16 protein-coding genes are annotated in these 16352 nt (G+C 39.3%); 9 read left to right on the top strand and 7 right to left on the bottom strand.

Annotated features, from left to right (window positions below; genetic code table 11):
- The first annotated feature begins 215 nt into the window (after positions 1–215).
- On the top strand, positions 216–1169 hold the full coding sequence (locus tag B5G52_RS14730) for a slipin family protein (RefSeq protein WP_087533400.1): 954 nt from the start codon (positions 216–218) through the stop codon (positions 1167–1169).
- Between the two features lie 15 nt (positions 1170–1184).
- Positions 1185–1637, top strand: a complete 453-nt coding sequence (locus B5G52_RS14735; protein WP_087533401.1) for an NfeD family protein — start codon at positions 1185–1187, stop codon at positions 1635–1637.
- Positions 1638–1705: 68 nt separating this feature from the next.
- On the opposite strand, the gene B5G52_RS14740 is transcribed toward B5G52_RS14735, so the two are convergent.
- Positions 1706–2593: an IS30 family transposase gene (locus tag B5G52_RS14740; RefSeq protein ID WP_369679932.1), complete on the bottom strand. Its 888-nt coding sequence runs from the start codon at positions 2591–2593 to the stop codon at positions 1706–1708.
- 446 nt (positions 2594–3039) lie between these two features.
- On the opposite strand from B5G52_RS14740, the gene B5G52_RS14745 reads away from it, so the two are divergent.
- Both B5G52_RS14745 and B5G52_RS14750 read left to right on the top strand, forming a co-directional pair.
- Positions 3040–3639: a transporter substrate-binding domain-containing protein gene (locus B5G52_RS14745; RefSeq protein WP_254911223.1), complete on the top strand. Its 600-nt coding sequence runs from the start codon at positions 3040–3042 to the stop codon at positions 3637–3639.
- Between the two features lie 7 nt (positions 3640–3646).
- Positions 3647–3844, top strand: a complete 198-nt coding sequence (locus B5G52_RS14750) for a hypothetical protein (protein ID WP_140394335.1) — start codon at positions 3647–3649, stop codon at positions 3842–3844.
- Positions 3845–3851: 7 nt separating this feature from the next.
- Here the strand turns inward: B5G52_RS14750 and B5G52_RS14755 are convergent, their stop codons facing one another.
- The 3 genes from B5G52_RS14755 to ahpC form a co-directional block, all read right to left on the bottom strand.
- Positions 3852–4256, bottom strand: coding sequence for a GFA family protein (locus B5G52_RS14755; protein ID WP_087533404.1), 405 nt, complete (start codon positions 4254–4256; stop codon positions 3852–3854).
- A gap of 145 nt (positions 4257–4401) precedes the next feature.
- Entirely contained in the window at positions 4402–5976 is a 1575-nt protein-coding gene (ahpF, locus tag B5G52_RS14760; RefSeq protein WP_087533405.1) for an alkyl hydroperoxide reductase subunit F, read from the bottom strand.
- A gap of 130 nt (positions 5977–6106) precedes the next feature.
- On the bottom strand, positions 6107–6676 hold the full coding sequence (gene ahpC, locus B5G52_RS14765) for an alkyl hydroperoxide reductase subunit C (RefSeq protein WP_087533406.1): 570 nt from the start codon (positions 6674–6676) through the stop codon (positions 6107–6109).
- 260 nt (positions 6677–6936) lie between these two features.
- Here ahpC and B5G52_RS14770 point away from each other — a divergent pair, with 260 nt between their 5' ends.
- From B5G52_RS14770 to B5G52_RS14785, 4 genes are all read left to right on the top strand, one after another.
- Complete coding sequence (locus tag B5G52_RS14770; protein ID WP_087533407.1) at positions 6937–7356, top strand: DUF3429 domain-containing protein; 420 nt, start codon at positions 6937–6939, stop codon at positions 7354–7356.
- 64 nt (positions 7357–7420) lie between these two features.
- Positions 7421–7792 carry a hypothetical protein gene (locus tag B5G52_RS14775; RefSeq protein ID WP_087533408.1) on the top strand — a complete coding sequence of 124 codons (372 nt, stop codon included), beginning with the start codon at positions 7421–7423 and terminating at the stop codon, positions 7790–7792.
- Between the two features lie 237 nt (positions 7793–8029).
- Positions 8030–8830: a class I SAM-dependent methyltransferase gene (locus B5G52_RS14780; RefSeq protein WP_087533409.1), complete on the top strand. Its 801-nt coding sequence runs from the start codon at positions 8030–8032 to the stop codon at positions 8828–8830.
- Positions 8827–9813 (top strand): Gfo/Idh/MocA family protein, encoded by a 987-nt coding sequence (locus B5G52_RS14785; protein ID WP_087533410.1) that lies wholly within the window; start codon positions 8827–8829, stop codon positions 9811–9813. Before B5G52_RS14780 ends, B5G52_RS14785 begins: the two co-directional genes overlap by 4 nt.
- Before the next feature lie 42 nt (positions 9814–9855).
- On the opposite strand, the gene eda is transcribed toward B5G52_RS14785, so the two are convergent.
- From eda to B5G52_RS14800, 3 genes are all read right to left on the bottom strand, one after another.
- Positions 9856–10467 carry a bifunctional 4-hydroxy-2-oxoglutarate aldolase/2-dehydro-3-deoxy-phosphogluconate aldolase gene (gene eda / locus B5G52_RS14790; RefSeq protein WP_087533411.1) on the bottom strand — a complete coding sequence of 204 codons (612 nt, stop codon included), beginning with the start codon at positions 10465–10467 and terminating at the stop codon, positions 9856–9858.
- A 90-nt stretch (positions 10468–10557) separates the two neighbouring features.
- A complete protein-coding gene (locus tag B5G52_RS14795; protein WP_087533412.1) occupies positions 10558–12750 on the bottom strand; it encodes an alginate lyase family protein in 2193 nt (730 codons plus the stop codon).
- A 2-nt stretch (positions 12751–12752) separates the two neighbouring features.
- Positions 12753–15023 (bottom strand): polysaccharide lyase 6 family protein, encoded by a 2271-nt coding sequence (locus B5G52_RS14800; protein WP_087533413.1) that lies wholly within the window; start codon positions 15021–15023, stop codon positions 12753–12755.
- Positions 15024–15511: 488 nt separating this feature from the next.
- On the opposite strand from B5G52_RS14800, the gene B5G52_RS14805 reads away from it, so the two are divergent.
- Positions 15512–16252, top strand: coding sequence for a FadR/GntR family transcriptional regulator (locus tag B5G52_RS14805; protein ID WP_087533414.1), 741 nt, complete (start codon positions 15512–15514; stop codon positions 16250–16252).
- Positions 16253–16352: the final 100 nt, after the last annotated feature.

The following is a 16352-nucleotide window of genomic DNA, read 5'->3' on the forward strand; positions in this document are numbered from 1 at the left end:
AGTTCGAAGCATATCATAACAACGGTTATAGATTAAAAGTAAAGATTTAGAGTTAATCTTGCATTTTATAGCCATATGACTTCTTTGACATACTTTGTCACGATTTTTCGCTTGGAGAGCGCTTCTCTCAATGGTAATCTAAAGTTAGTCACACTTATAAGTACAGACATAACTATGTGACTCGCCAATTTGGCAATAATCTAAGGAGAGTTTATATGGACCCTATCGCGCAAATTCTCAACATGGTGTTTACTGTTGAAGCGTTTTTACTGATCTTTGTTTTAGTGCTGCTTAAAAGCAGTGTTAAATTTGTACCGCAAAACCGTGCTTGGTTGATTGAGCGTTTTGGTAAATATCAATCGACTAAAGAAGCCGGGTTAAACTTTATTGTGCCGTTTGTTGACCGGATTGCTGCCGATCGCAGTTTAAAAGAGCAAGCACAAGATGTCCCTTCACAATCGGCCATCACCAAAGACAACATTTCACTGATTGTTGACGGCGTTTTATACTTCCGTGTACTTGACCCATATAAAGCAACTTACGGTGTTGATGATTATGTATTTGCCGTTACGCAACTTTCGCAAACAACCATGCGTTCTGAGCTGGGTAAAATGGAACTGGATAAAACCTTTGAAGAACGTGATTTGCTCAACACCAATATTGTCGCGGCAATTAACCAAGCGGCTGAGCCGTGGGGCATTCAAGTATTACGTTATGAAATTAAAGACATTGTGCCACCGCAATCGGTTATGGAAGCAATGGAAGCACAAATGAAAGCTGAGCGTGTTAAACGTGCGCAAATACTGGAATCAGAAGGTGATCGCCAGGCTAACATCAATGTGGCTGAAGGTAAAAAACAAGCACAAGTATTAGCAGCTGAAGCCGATAAATCAGAGCAAATATTACGCGCTGAGGGTGAAGCTAAAGCGATTATTGCTGTCGCTGAAGCACAAGCGGATGCACTGCGTAAAGTCGGTGAAGCAGCTGATACCGAACAAGGTCAAAAGGCAATACAACTTGACTTAGCCACTAAAGCGATCGCAGCAAAAGAAGCCATTGCCCGTGAATCATCGGTGGTATTACTCCCCGATAACGCCACTGACGCTAGCTCACTCGTAGCACAAGGTATGTCTATCATTAATACACTAAACCAAAAGCAAAAAAGTTAATCTGTGGAGTAACTGATGGACTTTATAATTAATAATCTGCCCGAAGCATTAATGATTTTAGGTGTATTTGCACTGATCATTGAAGTGGCAGTGCTAGGTATGTCTACGTTCATATTATTGTTTTTAGGTATTTCGCTGTTTGCGACTGGCTTAATGATGAATGTTGGCTTATTGGATGATTCATTAGCAACTGCACTGTGGAGCAATACACTTATAACAGCTGCTTGTGCCCTACTATTATGGAAGCCACTTAAACGTATGCAAGAAAATGTAGATAGCAAAGAAGTCAAAAGCGACTTTGCTGAACTTGATTTTGTGCTTGCAAATGATATTGATGAACAAGGTCTCACAACACACACCTACTCAGGTATTGCTTGGAAGCTGAAAAGCCAACAACCGCTTAATGCTGGAACACATGTTAAAGTAGTAAAAAAAGAAGTCGGTGTGATGTGGGTTGAGGCTATTTAATTACAATTATTAACTGCACTTTTATGTTGAATCGATGTTCGCGGATTCAAATCTGAAGTGCATAACGTTTAGGCGGCTTTAGCCGCCAAGTGATCCTGCATCAATTTTGCAGGCGTTTCAAATCCAAGTGTCTTCCTCGGACGATTATTAAGTTGCTCAAGTACTGGTATAACTTGCGCTGGTGTTACCGCCTTAAAATCTATGCTCTTCGGCCAATACTGGCGTAGTAATCCATTCGTGTTTTCATTCAATCCGCGCTGCCATGCGTGATAAGGGTGAGCAAAATAAACAGGAACACTTAATGTCTCTGTGATTTGCTCGTGATAAGCGAACTCTTTTCCATTGTCAGCCGTGATGGTATGAAGCGCTGACCTATATATCCTTAATAGTTCTATAGTCGCCGCAGTGACGGCTTCTGCTGTTTTGCCTGCCACCTGAGTTGATACAGTGAATTGAGTGACCCGCTCCACAATGGTAACAAGGGCGCCGCGATGACCTTTACCTATGACGGTATCTATTTCCCAATCTCCGATACGGCCTTTCTCATCAACTATTTGTGGACGTTCTTCAATGCTAACACGATTCTTTATTTGCCCTCGGTTTGTTTTACCATGGCTGCGCTTGTGATATTTCTTACCGTGTCGGCGCAAATGTAGATATAACTCACCACCTGCTTTTTTATCTTCCCAGATATATAGATAAATGCATCCATGACTGACAGATTGTTCATTTTCCTTGCGCAACCATCCCGTTATTTGTTCAGGACTCCACTTCTCATTAAGCTTCTGGGTAATTAAAGCCATCATTTCAAGTGTCATCTTAAGCGGTTTTCTTGCACTTCTTCGGCGAGACAAAGCCCGCTCATGAGCTTGTTTGTATTTGTAACCTCGCTTGCCTGTATTTCTAGAAAGCTCTCTTGAAATCGTAGATTGCGATAAATTAGTTAGCTCAGCAATACTTTGTTGCGTAAAACCGCTTTTTCTTTAGAACAGCGCTCTGGCATCTTTGCTCATAGGTCAGTTGTTTGTAATGTCTCATTGTAAAATCTCTTGCCGGAGAAAAAGCAGTTAGCTTATGAGCAACTGACCACTTAATCTAGCCAAAACAAGTTATGCACTTACAATTTGAATCTAGGTAGTAAATATCACCGTAATTTTGTTATAGTCGAATTAAATTAAAAACTAAATTACTAGTTATGATTAATAAACTAATAACAAGCCTAATACTTACGATTTCTTTTTTGTGGTGCTGTCAATCTAGTGCAACACAAAATGTTATTAATCTGCATTTAGCTCGACCTAGCATCATTGACTCTCCCAAGAATCAATACCTTCATAATTTATTAGAACAAAGCTTTGCTAAAGTGGGCAAAACAGTCAATTTTATTTATTCGGTAAAACCAATGAATAAAATGCGGATTGTTGAAGAGCTTGAACGTCCTAATAGTATTGATTTGGCTTGGCTCTCTATTCCCTCTGAATCTAATCCTTCCTTGATACACACAAGTACGCCAATTTATAAAGGGCTGCATGGTAAGCGCTTGTTGATGATCAATAAAAATCAACAACACCTTTTCTCTCAAATAAACCAGCTTGATGAGTTAAAGCCATTGATTGCATTGCAAAAGAAAAGTTGGTCAGACTTTGCAGTGTTAAAAAGAAATGGCTTAACTGTTAATGGTGAACTAGATTATAAAGGTATGATTAAAGCGTTAGATTCTGGTTTAGCTGACTACTTTCCTCGTTCAGTAACAGCGATTGAAGCAGAAACAGCTAAGCAAAAGCATCTTAATTTGATGATTGAACCTGCGATTATGTTGCAGTACCCAAGTAATTACTTTTTCTACTCAAATAGTAGAAATCAAGAACTCATTGACTTACTTGAGTTGGGTTTATCAAAATTGCAAAAAAGTGGAGAATTTGACGCTTTATATTTAACCTTTTTTGGTGACATTGAGCAACGTTTACAGCTTTCATCAAAAAAAGTATTTAAATTACGTTAAGGTCGAAATGATGATAAATGGCTTAATACGTTTACTGTCGTATGTGGTTGTGTTTATTATTGGTTTTGCTGGTGGTATGTATATGTTGCCTATATTGACTGCTCCCGCCTCACCAAGCCAGTTAGAGCTTGCTACTCACGCCCAACGAGCACTATTCAGTGGGGAATTCAAGCGGGATTTAGCAGGTGCTGCTAAGTATCAGTAAGCGATTATTACCTACTCGGCTCAAAGCCATTATAATGCGGTAACTTTACATCAAAGTCTTCCCAGTTTGCTTTAGAGCTGCAAAAGTTGTGACTGAGTGGGCGCTCATTAATATCACTGTCTAAAATACCTAAACGTAACCTCAAGCGAGCTCGGTCATCAAGATTCTCACTGTAAACTGGACTGCCGCAAGCTGTACAAAAATGACGAATACGCCCCGGTTTAAATTCAAACGCCGTTAAACTATCCAGACCCTTAATGACTTTAAAATCAACGCGGTTAACAAACCCATTGGTGGCAAATGCTGTACCACTGGACTTACGGCATAGCGAACAATGACAATGGATAATACTGTCGATTAGACCATCAATTTGAATCGCGACTTTTTTACATAAACAACTTCCTTGGTACATACATATCTCCAATTATTTTTATAAAATATACCACAGATATGTATTTCAAAAACTAAAAAAAGCCGCCTTTGGAGAGGGCGACTTTGGAGAATAACAGTCATGGGTGTATGGCTGTTAAATCAAGAGGTTTTTAACTAAACCATAGTTAAGCAGCGTCGGTAGTTTGTTCACTGTGGCGTATTAAGTAATCAAATGCACCTAGACTTGCGGTGGCACCGCTGCCCATTGCTATAATGATTTGCTTAAATGGTGTATTTGTCGCATCACCTGCACCATATACACCAGGTAACGATGTTGCACCTTTAGCGTCCACTAAAATCTCACCAAATTGACTAAGTTCTAGCTCTGAATCTTTCAACCATTCAGTATTTGGAATTAAGCCAATTTGGACAAAAATACCGGCTAGGCTCAGGTTTTTACTTTCACCTGATAGTCGGTCGGTATAGCTTAAACCGGTGACTTTTTTACCATCACCTAACACTTCTGTGGTTTGTGCGTTTTTAATAATCGTGATATTGCTCAAGCTATTTGCTTTACGGATCAAGACTTCATCGGCGCGTAATGTATCTGCAAATTCAAGTACCGTTACATGTTCAACAATGTTTGCTAAATCAATTGCAGCTTCTATTCCGGAGTTACCACCACCAATAACCGCCACAGGTTTACCCTTAAATAATGGACCATCACAGTGTGGGCAATACGCAACACCATGGCCACGGTATTCTTGCTCCCCAGGCACATTCATTTCACGCCAGCGAGCACCTGTTGCAAGTACTAATGATTTAGCTTTTAAAATAGCACCGTTTTCTAGGCTGATTTCGTACTGATTATTGATGCGTTCAAGCCCTGCGGCACGTTGGTTATGCATAACATCAACATCGTATTCTTTAACATGCTCTTCAAGCTGTGCAACAAGCTTTGGCCCTTGCGTGGCTTTTATTGAGATAAAGTTTTCAATAGCTAACGTATCAGCCACTTGCCCACCAAATCTATCCGCAACAATACCGGTATTTAAACCTTTACGTGCTGAGTAAATAGCGGCGGATGCCCCTGCTGGGCCACCCCCTATAACCAATACATCAAACTCATCTTTTTCGCTAAGTGCCGCGGCTTGTCGTGCAGCACCTTTACTATCTACTTTGTTTAATATATCAGTTAGGCTTAATGCACCTTGGCTAAATGGTTCGCCATTTAAATAGACAGCCGGTACTGCTAAAATATTGCGCTCTTCTACTTCCTCTTGAAATAGTGCGCCGTCAATCATTGTTGCTTTAATTTTGCTATTAGTCGCGGCCATTGTATTTAGCGCCTGCACTACTTGCGGGCACGTTTGGCAGCTCAAGCTAATGTATACTTCAAAGTTTAGTTCTTGATCTAAAGATTGAATCTGTTCAATATCTTCGCTTTTCGCTTTACTTGCATGTCCGCCAGTATGTAAAAGCGCTAACACTAAACTTGTAAATTCGTGTCCCATCGGTACGCCAGCAAACGTAATGTGGGTATTTTTAATCGCTGAATGAACAACCATAGATGGGCGACGTGCATTAGCATCTGGGTTGTTTGATACAGTAAATTTATCGCTTAATGATGCTAAATCATTTGCTAAGCTTTCGACTTCTGCTGATTTTTTGCTGTCATCCAAGGCGATAAGCAGCTCAACAGGTTGAGTAAGCGATTCAAAATGGCTTTTTAATTGGTTTTTAATGTTGTTGTCTAACATGGCTCTGCCCTTGTTTTCAGCAAAAGGAACCCACTACACATTACATGCTAATGTGCTTAAAACGTTGTGTAGTGGGAATTTTAGCGCCACTGAAAGTAGCGCTTAATGTAGCTAAGCTACGCTTGGCAAATTAGATTTTACCAACTAGGTCTAGTGAAGGAGCTAGTGTATCTTCACCTGGCTGCCAAGATGCTGGACAAACTTCACCGTCGTGAGTGGCAATGTATTGTGCAGCTTGTACTTTACGTACTAACTCTTTAGCGCTACGACCAATACCTAAATCATGAGTTTCGATTACTTTAATTTCGCCTTCTGGGTTCATTACAAAAGTACCACGAAGTGCAAGGCCTTCTTCTTCAATCATTACACCAAAGCTGCGAGTAATACGGCCAGTAGGATCTCCAATCATAGGGTAAGTAATTTTACCAATTGTGTCTGAGGTATCGTGCCATGCTTTATGAGTGAAGTGTGTATCTGTTGATACTGAGTAAACTTCTACGCCCATTTCTTGAAGCTGTGCGTAGTGATCTGCAAGGTCGCCTAACTCTGTAGGACATACAAATGTGAAATCTGCTGGGTAAAAGAAGAAGATTGACCACTTACCAAGTACATCTTTTTCAGATACTTCTACAAAGTCACCGTTGTGGTATGCAGTTGCGTTGAAAGGTTGAATTTTTGTGTTAATTAATGAAGTGCTCATAGTATTCCTCATTTGTTTTAAGATTAAAGTTACTCAACGCAACCTAATGATATAGGCATTCTGCGTTGGCTTGATTAATACAATAAGGCCTTCGACAAAATAAATAAAATTGATTGTTTAGATTAAAACAATCGATTTTTAAGATGAAACTATTATAACGTTCAATTCGTTATTAACTTAGGCTAGGTTACTTACCTCACTGTAAAGAAAACTGTTACAATACTCATGCTTAATACACATACAAACAAGGCATAACTGTTATGGAAAAGTTTATCAACCACATCCAATTGGGCTATTTGGGATTACTCCCATTTTTAGGCTGTGTGGCTTGGCCGCTTATGTTTGGCAGTAATAGTGTAAATTTAGAATTTTTTACTTTTTATAGCATTGGCATACTTGCTTTTATGGCAGGTAACTTATGGCATGCTGGAGAGCAAAGCTATGGCAATGCAGTTAAAGCCGTTGCACCAGTAATACCGATTCCTTTTTTATCGTTTTTACCCACTGAATGGATGTTAGCTTGGTTAGCGACAAGCTTTTGGCTCGTGCTGTTATTTGAAAAAGCCTCACCACAATGGCAAAGCTATCATGTTGATTACCAAAAAATGCGCTTTGTTTTAAGCTCTGTGGTTTTTGTTTGCCATATATTGGTGATCGGTATTAGTTTATACCCTAAGTAAATGACTAGGTGGTGCAAACCCCACGGATCCTGTACTATTGCGCCTCCCAATTCAAGGAGCCAGCATGATAGATCAACTACGCCTAAAACTAGAGCAACTTGGTGAAAACTATGTTGAAAAAAATGGTTTATTTAAAATAAAAGTTCTGCCTTTTTTCTGTGCTATTCACATAAAAAAAGACCGTAAAGGCGAAGGCCGTTTGTCATTTTATTCAAACCAACTCATTGAAATCTTTTTAGTGGTCCTGTTTTTATTGTTTGGATTAATGATCTTTGATCCAAGCGAAGGTTTTACCCATGGCCCTATACATCTTGTTTTTGCTGTGCTGTTAACCTTTAATTTGCTCCTAAAACAAATCGCAATTGAGGGGCTCAAAACACGACTTGCGCTCTGTACTGTGGCAGCCTCAGAAACTGAAAAGCAGGTAAAAAGTTAACGCTGTAGTTACTTTTTGCTATCCCTTTTGGCATTAACCACTTTTACTATAGCTTAAATCAAGCACCCATATAATAGGTTAGATGTTAATGGGCAATTGTGTTTTTTATATTACTGGCTACTCAAATTCGGTCGGGTAAAGGTATGTAGATAAAACAGCAAATCATGCTGCAACGCAGCCCTCGACTAATATATTTGGTATACTGCTTAAACTAAGTTTTAGCAATTGATTGAATAAATGTATTTAAACCCTAGTTGGCGGATCCTCACGGTTGGTGATGGCGATTTGTCTTTTTCTAATGCTGTTCGTACAGCCTTACAACCAAATAGCCTAGTGGCCTCAACCTATGACAGCAGAACAACGGTCACGACTAAGTATACTGATAATGCATTAACTACCCTAAGCGACGCAGGCATTAATATACTGACTGAATTCGACGTGACAAAACCATCAGCTTGGCAACAACTCGATGGGCAAAAATTTGACGTGGTTATTTTTCAATTTCCGCTTATACCTGCATTTCAAAACGAGCACGCTTTTAAGCAACAAGCGAGTTCAAATACATTGAACCGTGCATTACTTCATCAATATATTAAAAATGCGTGTGATTATGCACTTGATAAAGCTGGCCCTCAGCTTTGTTATATTACCTCTAAAGATGTTAAACCATACCTGCATTGGAATATTGAAGGCAGTTTAGCCCAAGGTTTAAACGCGCACTACCTCGGCCAAATGCCGTTTGATATAAGGCTATTTCCTGGCTATAAAGTGCGTAATGTTGACAGAGATAAACACGTTAAAGACACCAGCGGTATTACTTATGTATTCAGCCCGAGCGAAAATAAAGAACTGAGGTCGAAACTGACTTACCCTAACTATTTAACCGATAATCATTGTACGCTATGTCGCGCGGGTCCCTTTTGTTTTGAAGAAGACAAACAAAAGCACTTCAACGGAAAAAAGCATCTGCAAATGCAATCACTTGAAAATGATTGGCAGCAATGGTTAAAAAACTATAATACTGAGAAAAATAGATGAATTTTGTAATTGTTGGCACTAATTTTATCAGCGATACGTTACTCGCAGCCGCACAAACAGTGAGTGAGTTTACTCTTTACGGCGTATGCTCACGCGCAAAATCAAGTGGTAACGCCTTTTTAGCTAAACATAACGAGCAGCAGGGCAAAGTGTTTACTAACATAGCTCAGGTTTGCGCCGATGATAATGTTGATGCTGTTTATATTGCTGCGCCAAATAGCTTACATAAATCCTACGCGGTTGCGTGTTTAAAAGCGAATAAACATGTACTTGGTGAAAAGCCTTCGGCTGCGAACAGTGATGAGTTAGCTCAGATACTTACAACAGCAAAACAACATCAACGCTTATACATGGAAGCCATGATGACCACTCACTTGCCAAACTTTGAAGTACTAAGGCAAGCGCTAAAAAAAATCGGCACACCTCGTAAATACATAGGCCAATATAGTCAATACTCTTCTCGCTACGATAAATATAAAAATGGTGAACGCCCAAACACGTTTTTACCCGAGTTTGCTAACGGTGCTTTGGTCGATTTAGGTATTTATCCTTTATATCTATTAATTGCATTGTGGGGTACACCTAATTCGGTGCAAGCTAGCGGTGTGTTACTCAATACCGGAGTCGATGGCGCCGGAGATGTATTGCTTAATTACAGTGACAAACAAGCTGTGATCAGTTATTCAAAAATATCACAAGGTGATAATTTCACAGAGATACAAGGTGAAAAAGGTCGAATTAGAATAGAAGCTGTCTCGCTATTAAAGCGGGTGCAATTTATTGCTAATGATGGCACGGTTGAAGAGCTATCATTGCCATTTGATGAACAATTTATGCGCCATGAAATGGCCCACTTTATAGCAACCGCTAATAGCAATAGTTGTGAATCAACGGTCAATACTCATCAACTCGCCATAGATGTTATGGCAGTGCTTGATAAAGCACGGCAGCAATTAGGGGTGGTCTACCCAGCTGATAAATAAGGCGTTAACCGACAACAGAATTAACGCCTCAGGGAAACGCTGTTATACAACCTGCTGGCAAGCTTCAGTAATTGCTTGCCAGTTTTTATCATCAATCCATTGCTGAGCAGACACCCACGTGCCACCGGCTGCAAATACATTAGTCAATGCTAAAAAGTCACCGACGTTTTTCTCATTAATACCGCCAGTTGGGCAAAACTGACAATCTCTGTATACACTTTTTACTGTGTTTAAAAAGTTAATACCACCTGCAAGATTAGCAGGGAATAGCTTCATTTCTTTAAAGCCTGCCTCACGTGCCAATGTTATATCTGAGGTGCTAGACACACCAGGCAAGACCGGAACACCACAATCAACCAATGCCTCTAACAGTTTAGGAGTCACTGCGGGTGTTACAATATAATCAGCGCCCGCTTTTAAGGCATCCGCTAAAATAGTGCTATCAATCACAGTACCAGCACCGACTTTAAGATCTGGGAATGCTTCTTTAATTGCACTTAGAACACTTAACGACGTATCGTGGCGCAGCACCACTTCAACTAAATTAACACCACCTTCATGCATTGCTTTAGTAATAGCAACACCCGTTTCTGGGCAACCGGTTTGGATGATCGGTAATAATTTTTGACCCGCCATATATTCTGAAAATAACATTCTGTTTCCTTTAGTCGTTAAAACGATTTATTGTGGTTATAAGGCCTTACTCTTAGTTGTAAGGCCTTTAATGTTCTTAAGCACACCCTATTATTGCACTAACAAATAGCGCCCACCAAAGGTGTGTTTTTTCCCTTTATAGCTAAATGATTGCTTAGAAAGTTCTTTATTTTGGTTAATCGCCAGTAGCGCCGTTTTGCCATTTATAAATTTAATTTCAACGACTTGTACATTTGCGAGTTTTTCACTTGAGATCTGACTAACCCGGCTAGTCCCTTGCAATGTGTACTCTTTGCTAGGGTTGTACTCACCATGCGGCTCTATCACACTTATAAACTGGTGTTTATTAGTGTTTTCTACCCGTTGAATAAATGCACTTTGATTACGCAGATTAAAATTAGGATCGTTTGCGCCGGTTTGAGTAAATAGAATGTGTGTATTATCATCGGCAACACTGGTCTGAGTGTAAAAACGGCCATTACTGTTAAGCCAGGTAATTTTTGTATTATCAGACTCAGGTTTTGCAGACGCGGTTAACCATAAATGCTCATAACCATCTTGTTTGCCAAGCGGGCGTCGTACTTCACTATTATTTTTAATGGCAAAGTTACTATCAATAAAATGACCATTGTACTGCAACGGCAAATCGTATTGATGAGGTTTATCGCTTTGCACATCAAATATATCAATGACAACACTTGGGGTGTTTTCATCCACAGTTAATAGTGCCATCGTACGACTGAGGTTTACGCCATCGTAGGCAGTATCGATACTGGCAGAGGTGAGTTTTAAATTTTTATCATCAACAAAATAGTGAACAGTAGGCGCATATTTTTCAGCTGTAGTGACATCACCGTTAAAGTGGCTAGTTTCATCGACAATGACAGTGTTATGCGCAATGGTTTGCTTTGCAAATGAGTTATTCTCAGGTAAGTAACGGCCGCCAAATTTAGCTTCAACATTTAAAAAACGCGCAGCACCGTAATCGGTCACAATTTCGTTACCATGATCGTAAAAAATCCAATTTAGCTTATCAAAGTGACCGTGCCCCATGCCTTGGGATGTGGCCTTAAATACAACTGTTTGATCATTTTCTTCACCTGCACGTAATACAACAAGTGCGCCGTCCTTACCACTACTACCATCACCAAACTCTTGTGAAGTAAATTGATAAGACTGCTCTTTATGTGCGTCAAGTGCATTGGCAACTTTTAAACCATCACCGGTTAAAATGATTTGCTCTTGACGCTTTGCGATATCGAGTAATTGCGGGTCTCCAGTTAAACCATAAGCAATTGTCACACCTTGAACGAGCTCAACAGTGTCGATACCTTTATCTTTAATCGCATCATTAATACCAAAAAATAGGCCGTTATAGCTCAAATCAATGGTTGCTTTAATTGCTTTTAAAATTACCCCATCCCGGTAACCAAAAATATCACGTTTAGGTTCATTATTAGCAATCGCTTTAGCAAATGTAATGAAAGGCAATAGTGCGTAACGTTGGTAATATGGGCCTTCTGTGTAATAACCCTGCGGGGAAAACAACTCATCAACCTGACGTAAGAAGCCTGCCTTGCCTGATTTGTCTAAGCCGTAAAGTGCTTGCTCTACTAGCTCTTGATCATCGATTACATAACCTGTCATACCCACCGCTGCGGTAGCCCATGTCCCGTGGTTATGCACTTTATCAAACGTGCCTGGCGATTCTGTTGATAAAAAGGCTGCAACAGGCTTTAAAATACCATTTTCAATGCGTTGTTGCTCATCTTCAGACAATGCACTTGCAACTGCATCATACGCTTGAATTGTATGAACTAACCATACAGCTTCATTTAAGATCTGCCAAAATAACTTACCTGGGTTTTGGTTTTTACGTTTGGGGTGTAAACCAATTTTTGGGTATAGGTTAACGTACTCCAGCAACATATCACGCACATATTGCGCATACTTTGGTTCACCGGTTAACTGATATAACACACCTGCTTGGTACATTAATTTGTAATTTTCTTTATGGCGCTCATGGGTATAGCCGCCTCCAGCATCCTTTGGTAACGGAACTGTAATTGGCAAATTTAATTGTGCATCAAGCTGACTTTTAACCGTGTTAAATCGTTTTGAAAATGAACCTGTTTGATCCACAGCTTGGCGCATATCAGTAACGTCTGCCTGTGTTAACACCAAATTTGGATGCTCATTTGCCAAACTCACACTAGAGGCCAAAAGGCTAGATGAAAGTAATAAAGACTTTAATGAAAGCTTAGAATATTGAATATACTGCATAATTACCTCTTCACAACATATGTTTGGATAGCATCAAGCTGCTTAGCAAACAGCTCAATAATTTTAGGCTGCTGTGAATTATCATAAACATTATTTTCAATGTTTGTTTTTGGCTCGCCTACAGTATGCTCAACTAATATACCCGCGGTATCTTTAAACTCATTGCCTTCAATATCGGTTACTTGTACTCCATGCAACCACGCTAAAGCATTTTGTTTATTACGTTTGCCTTTGCCAACATTGTTAAATTTATTATTAGTCAAAGTAACGTGTGGACCAAATGTACTTTCGTCTGTGCCACCGCGATACACTTTTACAACGGCTCCTTTTACATCTGCGAACTGGCTGTTTTTAACTGTTACATATTCAGCATTGTATATACCTAAGTCTTCGTACTCTTTGTCTAACCGTAAAATATCACCGGTTATATTACTAAATTGACTGTTATTAATTGATACGCTTTCTGCAAGTGCGCCTTTACCTGAATCAAAGAAGTGAAAAGAATGGTTAATATCTAAATCAGTCACCTTAACCGTGTCTAACATAAGGCGATAATTAACATACATTCCCCACTTAGCAGTACGAATAGCGGTATTACCTGTAGAATCGGGACTATTTTTACCTGAAATAGTGATACCCACTAGTTTTAAGCTACCGCCATTATTAATTTCAAATAATGTTGAACGAGAAAATGACAGCTCTACACTTCCCATTTTTTGCGCACGTAGGGTTAAAGTTTTATCAATATTTGCGATTTTCATCAGGTTATATTTACCTGGCTGCAAGACTAAAATATCGCCATCTTTAGCGTCGCTGATTGCTGAAAACAATGCCCCTTCAGCACTATTAACTAATTTACTTTCACCGCTATCAAATTCAGTAAATGTTGGCTTTTTCTCGTACCAACTAGGGCCAGTTTGTGACTTAACCGTTGGTTCTAAGTCAGCTGATATACCATATTTTTTTGCTGAACTCTGTGGATACATTAAGCCATTGTTAGCCCGTTGCATGGTGACTTTTTTTGTAATGAAGCCAGAGTCAGTTAATGGTTCTACTGACTTGTTAAGTAGGTTATTACTAAACTTTATTCCGCTGATATCATCAAACGCGGTGAACACATCTGTCGCCTTATCGTTATAAATAAGGTTATCACGCATTACACTATTAACGGGTACAGCTGAACGCTCTTGATCACTTCCTGCTGCTAATTGCACATGACTAACATTGACGAGTGTATTATTTTCTATTGTTGCATTATCGACTTGGTGATAACGGTTAATAGTTGAATTAGGAACGCCATTCATCACAGTTAAACCACTACCAAAACGATAACCTGTTAACCCTTCTAAATAGTTATTGCGAACAATTTGGTCTTTATTAATTACGCGAATACCGCCAGTGTGATCAACACCGTTACCAAAGAAAACATTATTTTCAACAATATTGCCATTACCATGGCGTAGCGTTAATGTTCCTCTTGATTCAAAAAAAGTGTTGTTTCTGAGCTTATTTTTACCCGATTTCACAGAAATTATTTCGACTTCACCATCACAACGCTCAAAATAATTATTTTCAACAACAGTCAATGAATCTGTTAAAGAGTAATGGCTAGTACCAATACGTAATGTTTCACCACCATTAGAGCCAAACACTGGGCGTGGACCAAAATAGTTATGATCGATGCTATGATTGTTTTGTTGGCTTTGCTCTGAATCTAAGCGCACAGCCATGGTAACGCCTTTATTACGTTTACCGGCTAAATAACTATGATCAAACCGATTATTCTTTCCATAAAGAGCAACCCAATAATCTGATTCTTGTTTGTCAGGGTTGCTATAGTTATCTATTACTACTTCGGTCACACGTGAGTTGTTGGCATATTCTTTTTTGTTTCTTCTAAATGATATAACGGCGCCAGTCGGTGTATAACCATCTTTAAAAACCAACCCTTTAACAACTAAGTGTTCTCCCGCTAAACGTAAATTAGATAAACCAGATAAAATCACCTTACCACTTGTTTGAGCCTCTAAAGTAATTGGTTTATTTTTACTGCCTTGACCACTGAATAGAATTTCAAAATCATTCCATGTGCCATCTTTTAATTGAACAACGTCACCGGCAGCTAAACTTTTTGCTACTTTACTGTATTCATCGGCGTCACTTACAAGATATGTTTTAGCAAGCAATATATGACTAGATAATGCACTGGCTAATGCCAATGATGTAATAAAAAATTTACGCGTAGCACTATTGCGTTTAGGAGAAATAGACATACAAATCCTTATTAGTGTGTGTGGTTTAGCGTAAGCTCGGTCAACCGTAAGCTTACGATTCAAAAATATTCTTGCTTAAGATCTGTGGTGATAAGCACTATGCGTTGAATTGAAATGAATTCTTAGCGAGCGTTTGCACGCTGATATAATTGTGTGTTTTTTCATGTTGTCCTCGAAATGGTTTTAGTTTTTATTCACAACTGTTTGCAACTAGTGAATTATTCCTCGCCGACATCCTATGATTTAGCAAACCTTCATGCATATAATCATAACAAGAAGTAACACAAAACTAACACACGAAAACTGACCAATCAAGATTACCAATTACTTTATTTTAAAATAAATTGGTAATACAGTTTGAAATTACCAAAAAGAAGTACTATTTTTGGTAATAACATCCTCGTGGATTTTGACATAATGGCTGAATTTACTGTAATCTAGAGTATTAACGCGTGGTCTACTAAAAATTAGAGCAATAAAGGTAAAATATGGGAAATCGTCGTTTGTTTTGGCGCATTGTCGATAAAGTTGAATCTTTGATCAATGTAGGGGAATTCTCTGCTGGCAGCCGCTTACCACCGGAACGTGAACTTGCAGAAATGTTTGATGTGAGCCGTCCGACTATTAGAGAAGCCATTATAGCCCTTGAGGTGCGTGGTAAAGTTGAAGTTAAAACCGGTTCCGGTGTTTACGTTGTTGATACGCCAGAACCTGCGTTTAAATCACAAGATATTAGCGCTTTTGAGTTGACTCAAGCACGCGCCTTAATTGAAGGTGAAATTGCGGCGTTGGCAGCGCAAAGCATCACTGAGGAAGAGCTACAGCAACTCAAAAAAACGCTAGAAGATATGGCTGAAGGCCGTTACGTTGAAAAAGCTGATCAAGAGTTTCATGAAATTATATCGCGTGCCACGCGTAATAAAGCGCTTGAATACGCTGTAGCAAATTTATGGGAATTACGCTTAACGAACCCGCAAATTGTCGCCGATTATAAAAGTGTGTGCAGTAATAATGATGCATGCGTTATGGATGAACATACGGCTATATACCAAGCGCTACTTAATCATGATGCCAATGCTGCACGTTCAGCTATGCACCAACACTTCAACCGTTTGATCAATGCACTATTTGACGCAGTTGAAGCACGTGCACTAGAAGAGATAAAACGTAAAAACAGTGAGAAACGTGGCCTTTACTCACTCGATGGTCTAGTTAAAACCAGCCTTTAATCTAACAATGAGTGTTATTAACCGCGTTCAAAGATAATTTAAACCCGACCATTTAAAACACTCTAAGATATAGAAAGAAAAAACCCCCTAGCGGGGGTTT

Origin of the sequence: Pseudoalteromonas sp. A601, assembly GCF_002165575.1 — a bacterium.
Taxonomy (GTDB): Bacteria; Pseudomonadota; Gammaproteobacteria; order Enterobacterales; family Alteromonadaceae; genus Pseudoalteromonas.

What these genes read in the sequence shown, in the direction of transcription:
- B5G52_RS14730 (WP_087533400.1), top strand. Translation starts at nt 216, where the DNA reads ATGGACCCTATCGCGCAAATTCTCAACATGGTGTTTACTGTTGAAGCG.
- B5G52_RS14735 (WP_087533401.1), top strand. Translation starts at nt 1,185, where the DNA reads ATGGACTTTATAATTAATAATCTGCCCGAAGCATTAATGATTTTAGGT.
- B5G52_RS14745 (WP_254911223.1), top strand. Translation starts at nt 3,040, where the DNA reads ATGAATAAAATGCGGATTGTTGAAGAGCTTGAACGTCCTAATAGTATT.
- B5G52_RS14750 (WP_140394335.1), top strand. Translation starts at nt 3,647, where the DNA reads ATGATGATAAATGGCTTAATACGTTTACTGTCGTATGTGGTTGTGTTT.
- B5G52_RS14755 (WP_087533404.1), bottom strand. Translation starts at nt 4,256, where the DNA reads ATGTACCAAGGAAGTTGTTTATGTAAAAAAGTCGCGATTCAAATTGAT.
- ahpF (WP_087533405.1), bottom strand. Translation starts at nt 5,976, where the DNA reads ATGTTAGACAACAACATTAAAAACCAATTAAAAAGCCATTTTGAATCG.
- ahpC (WP_087533406.1), bottom strand. Translation starts at nt 6,676, where the DNA reads ATGAGCACTTCATTAATTAACACAAAAATTCAACCTTTCAACGCAACT.
- B5G52_RS14770 (WP_087533407.1), top strand. Translation starts at nt 6,937, where the DNA reads ATGGAAAAGTTTATCAACCACATCCAATTGGGCTATTTGGGATTACTC.
- B5G52_RS14775 (WP_087533408.1), top strand. Translation starts at nt 7,421, where the DNA reads ATGATAGATCAACTACGCCTAAAACTAGAGCAACTTGGTGAAAACTAT.
- B5G52_RS14780 (WP_087533409.1), top strand. Translation starts at nt 8,030, where the DNA reads ATGTATTTAAACCCTAGTTGGCGGATCCTCACGGTTGGTGATGGCGAT.
- B5G52_RS14785 (WP_087533410.1), top strand. Translation starts at nt 8,827, where the DNA reads ATGAATTTTGTAATTGTTGGCACTAATTTTATCAGCGATACGTTACTC.
- eda (WP_087533411.1), bottom strand. Translation starts at nt 10,467, where the DNA reads ATGTTATTTTCAGAATATATGGCGGGTCAAAAATTATTACCGATCATC.
- B5G52_RS14795 (WP_087533412.1), bottom strand. Translation starts at nt 12,750, where the DNA reads ATGCAGTATATTCAATATTCTAAGCTTTCATTAAAGTCTTTATTACTT.
- B5G52_RS14800 (WP_087533413.1), bottom strand. Translation starts at nt 15,023, where the DNA reads ATGTCTATTTCTCCTAAACGCAATAGTGCTACGCGTAAATTTTTTATT.
- B5G52_RS14805 (WP_087533414.1), top strand. Translation starts at nt 15,512, where the DNA reads ATGGGAAATCGTCGTTTGTTTTGGCGCATTGTCGATAAAGTTGAATCT.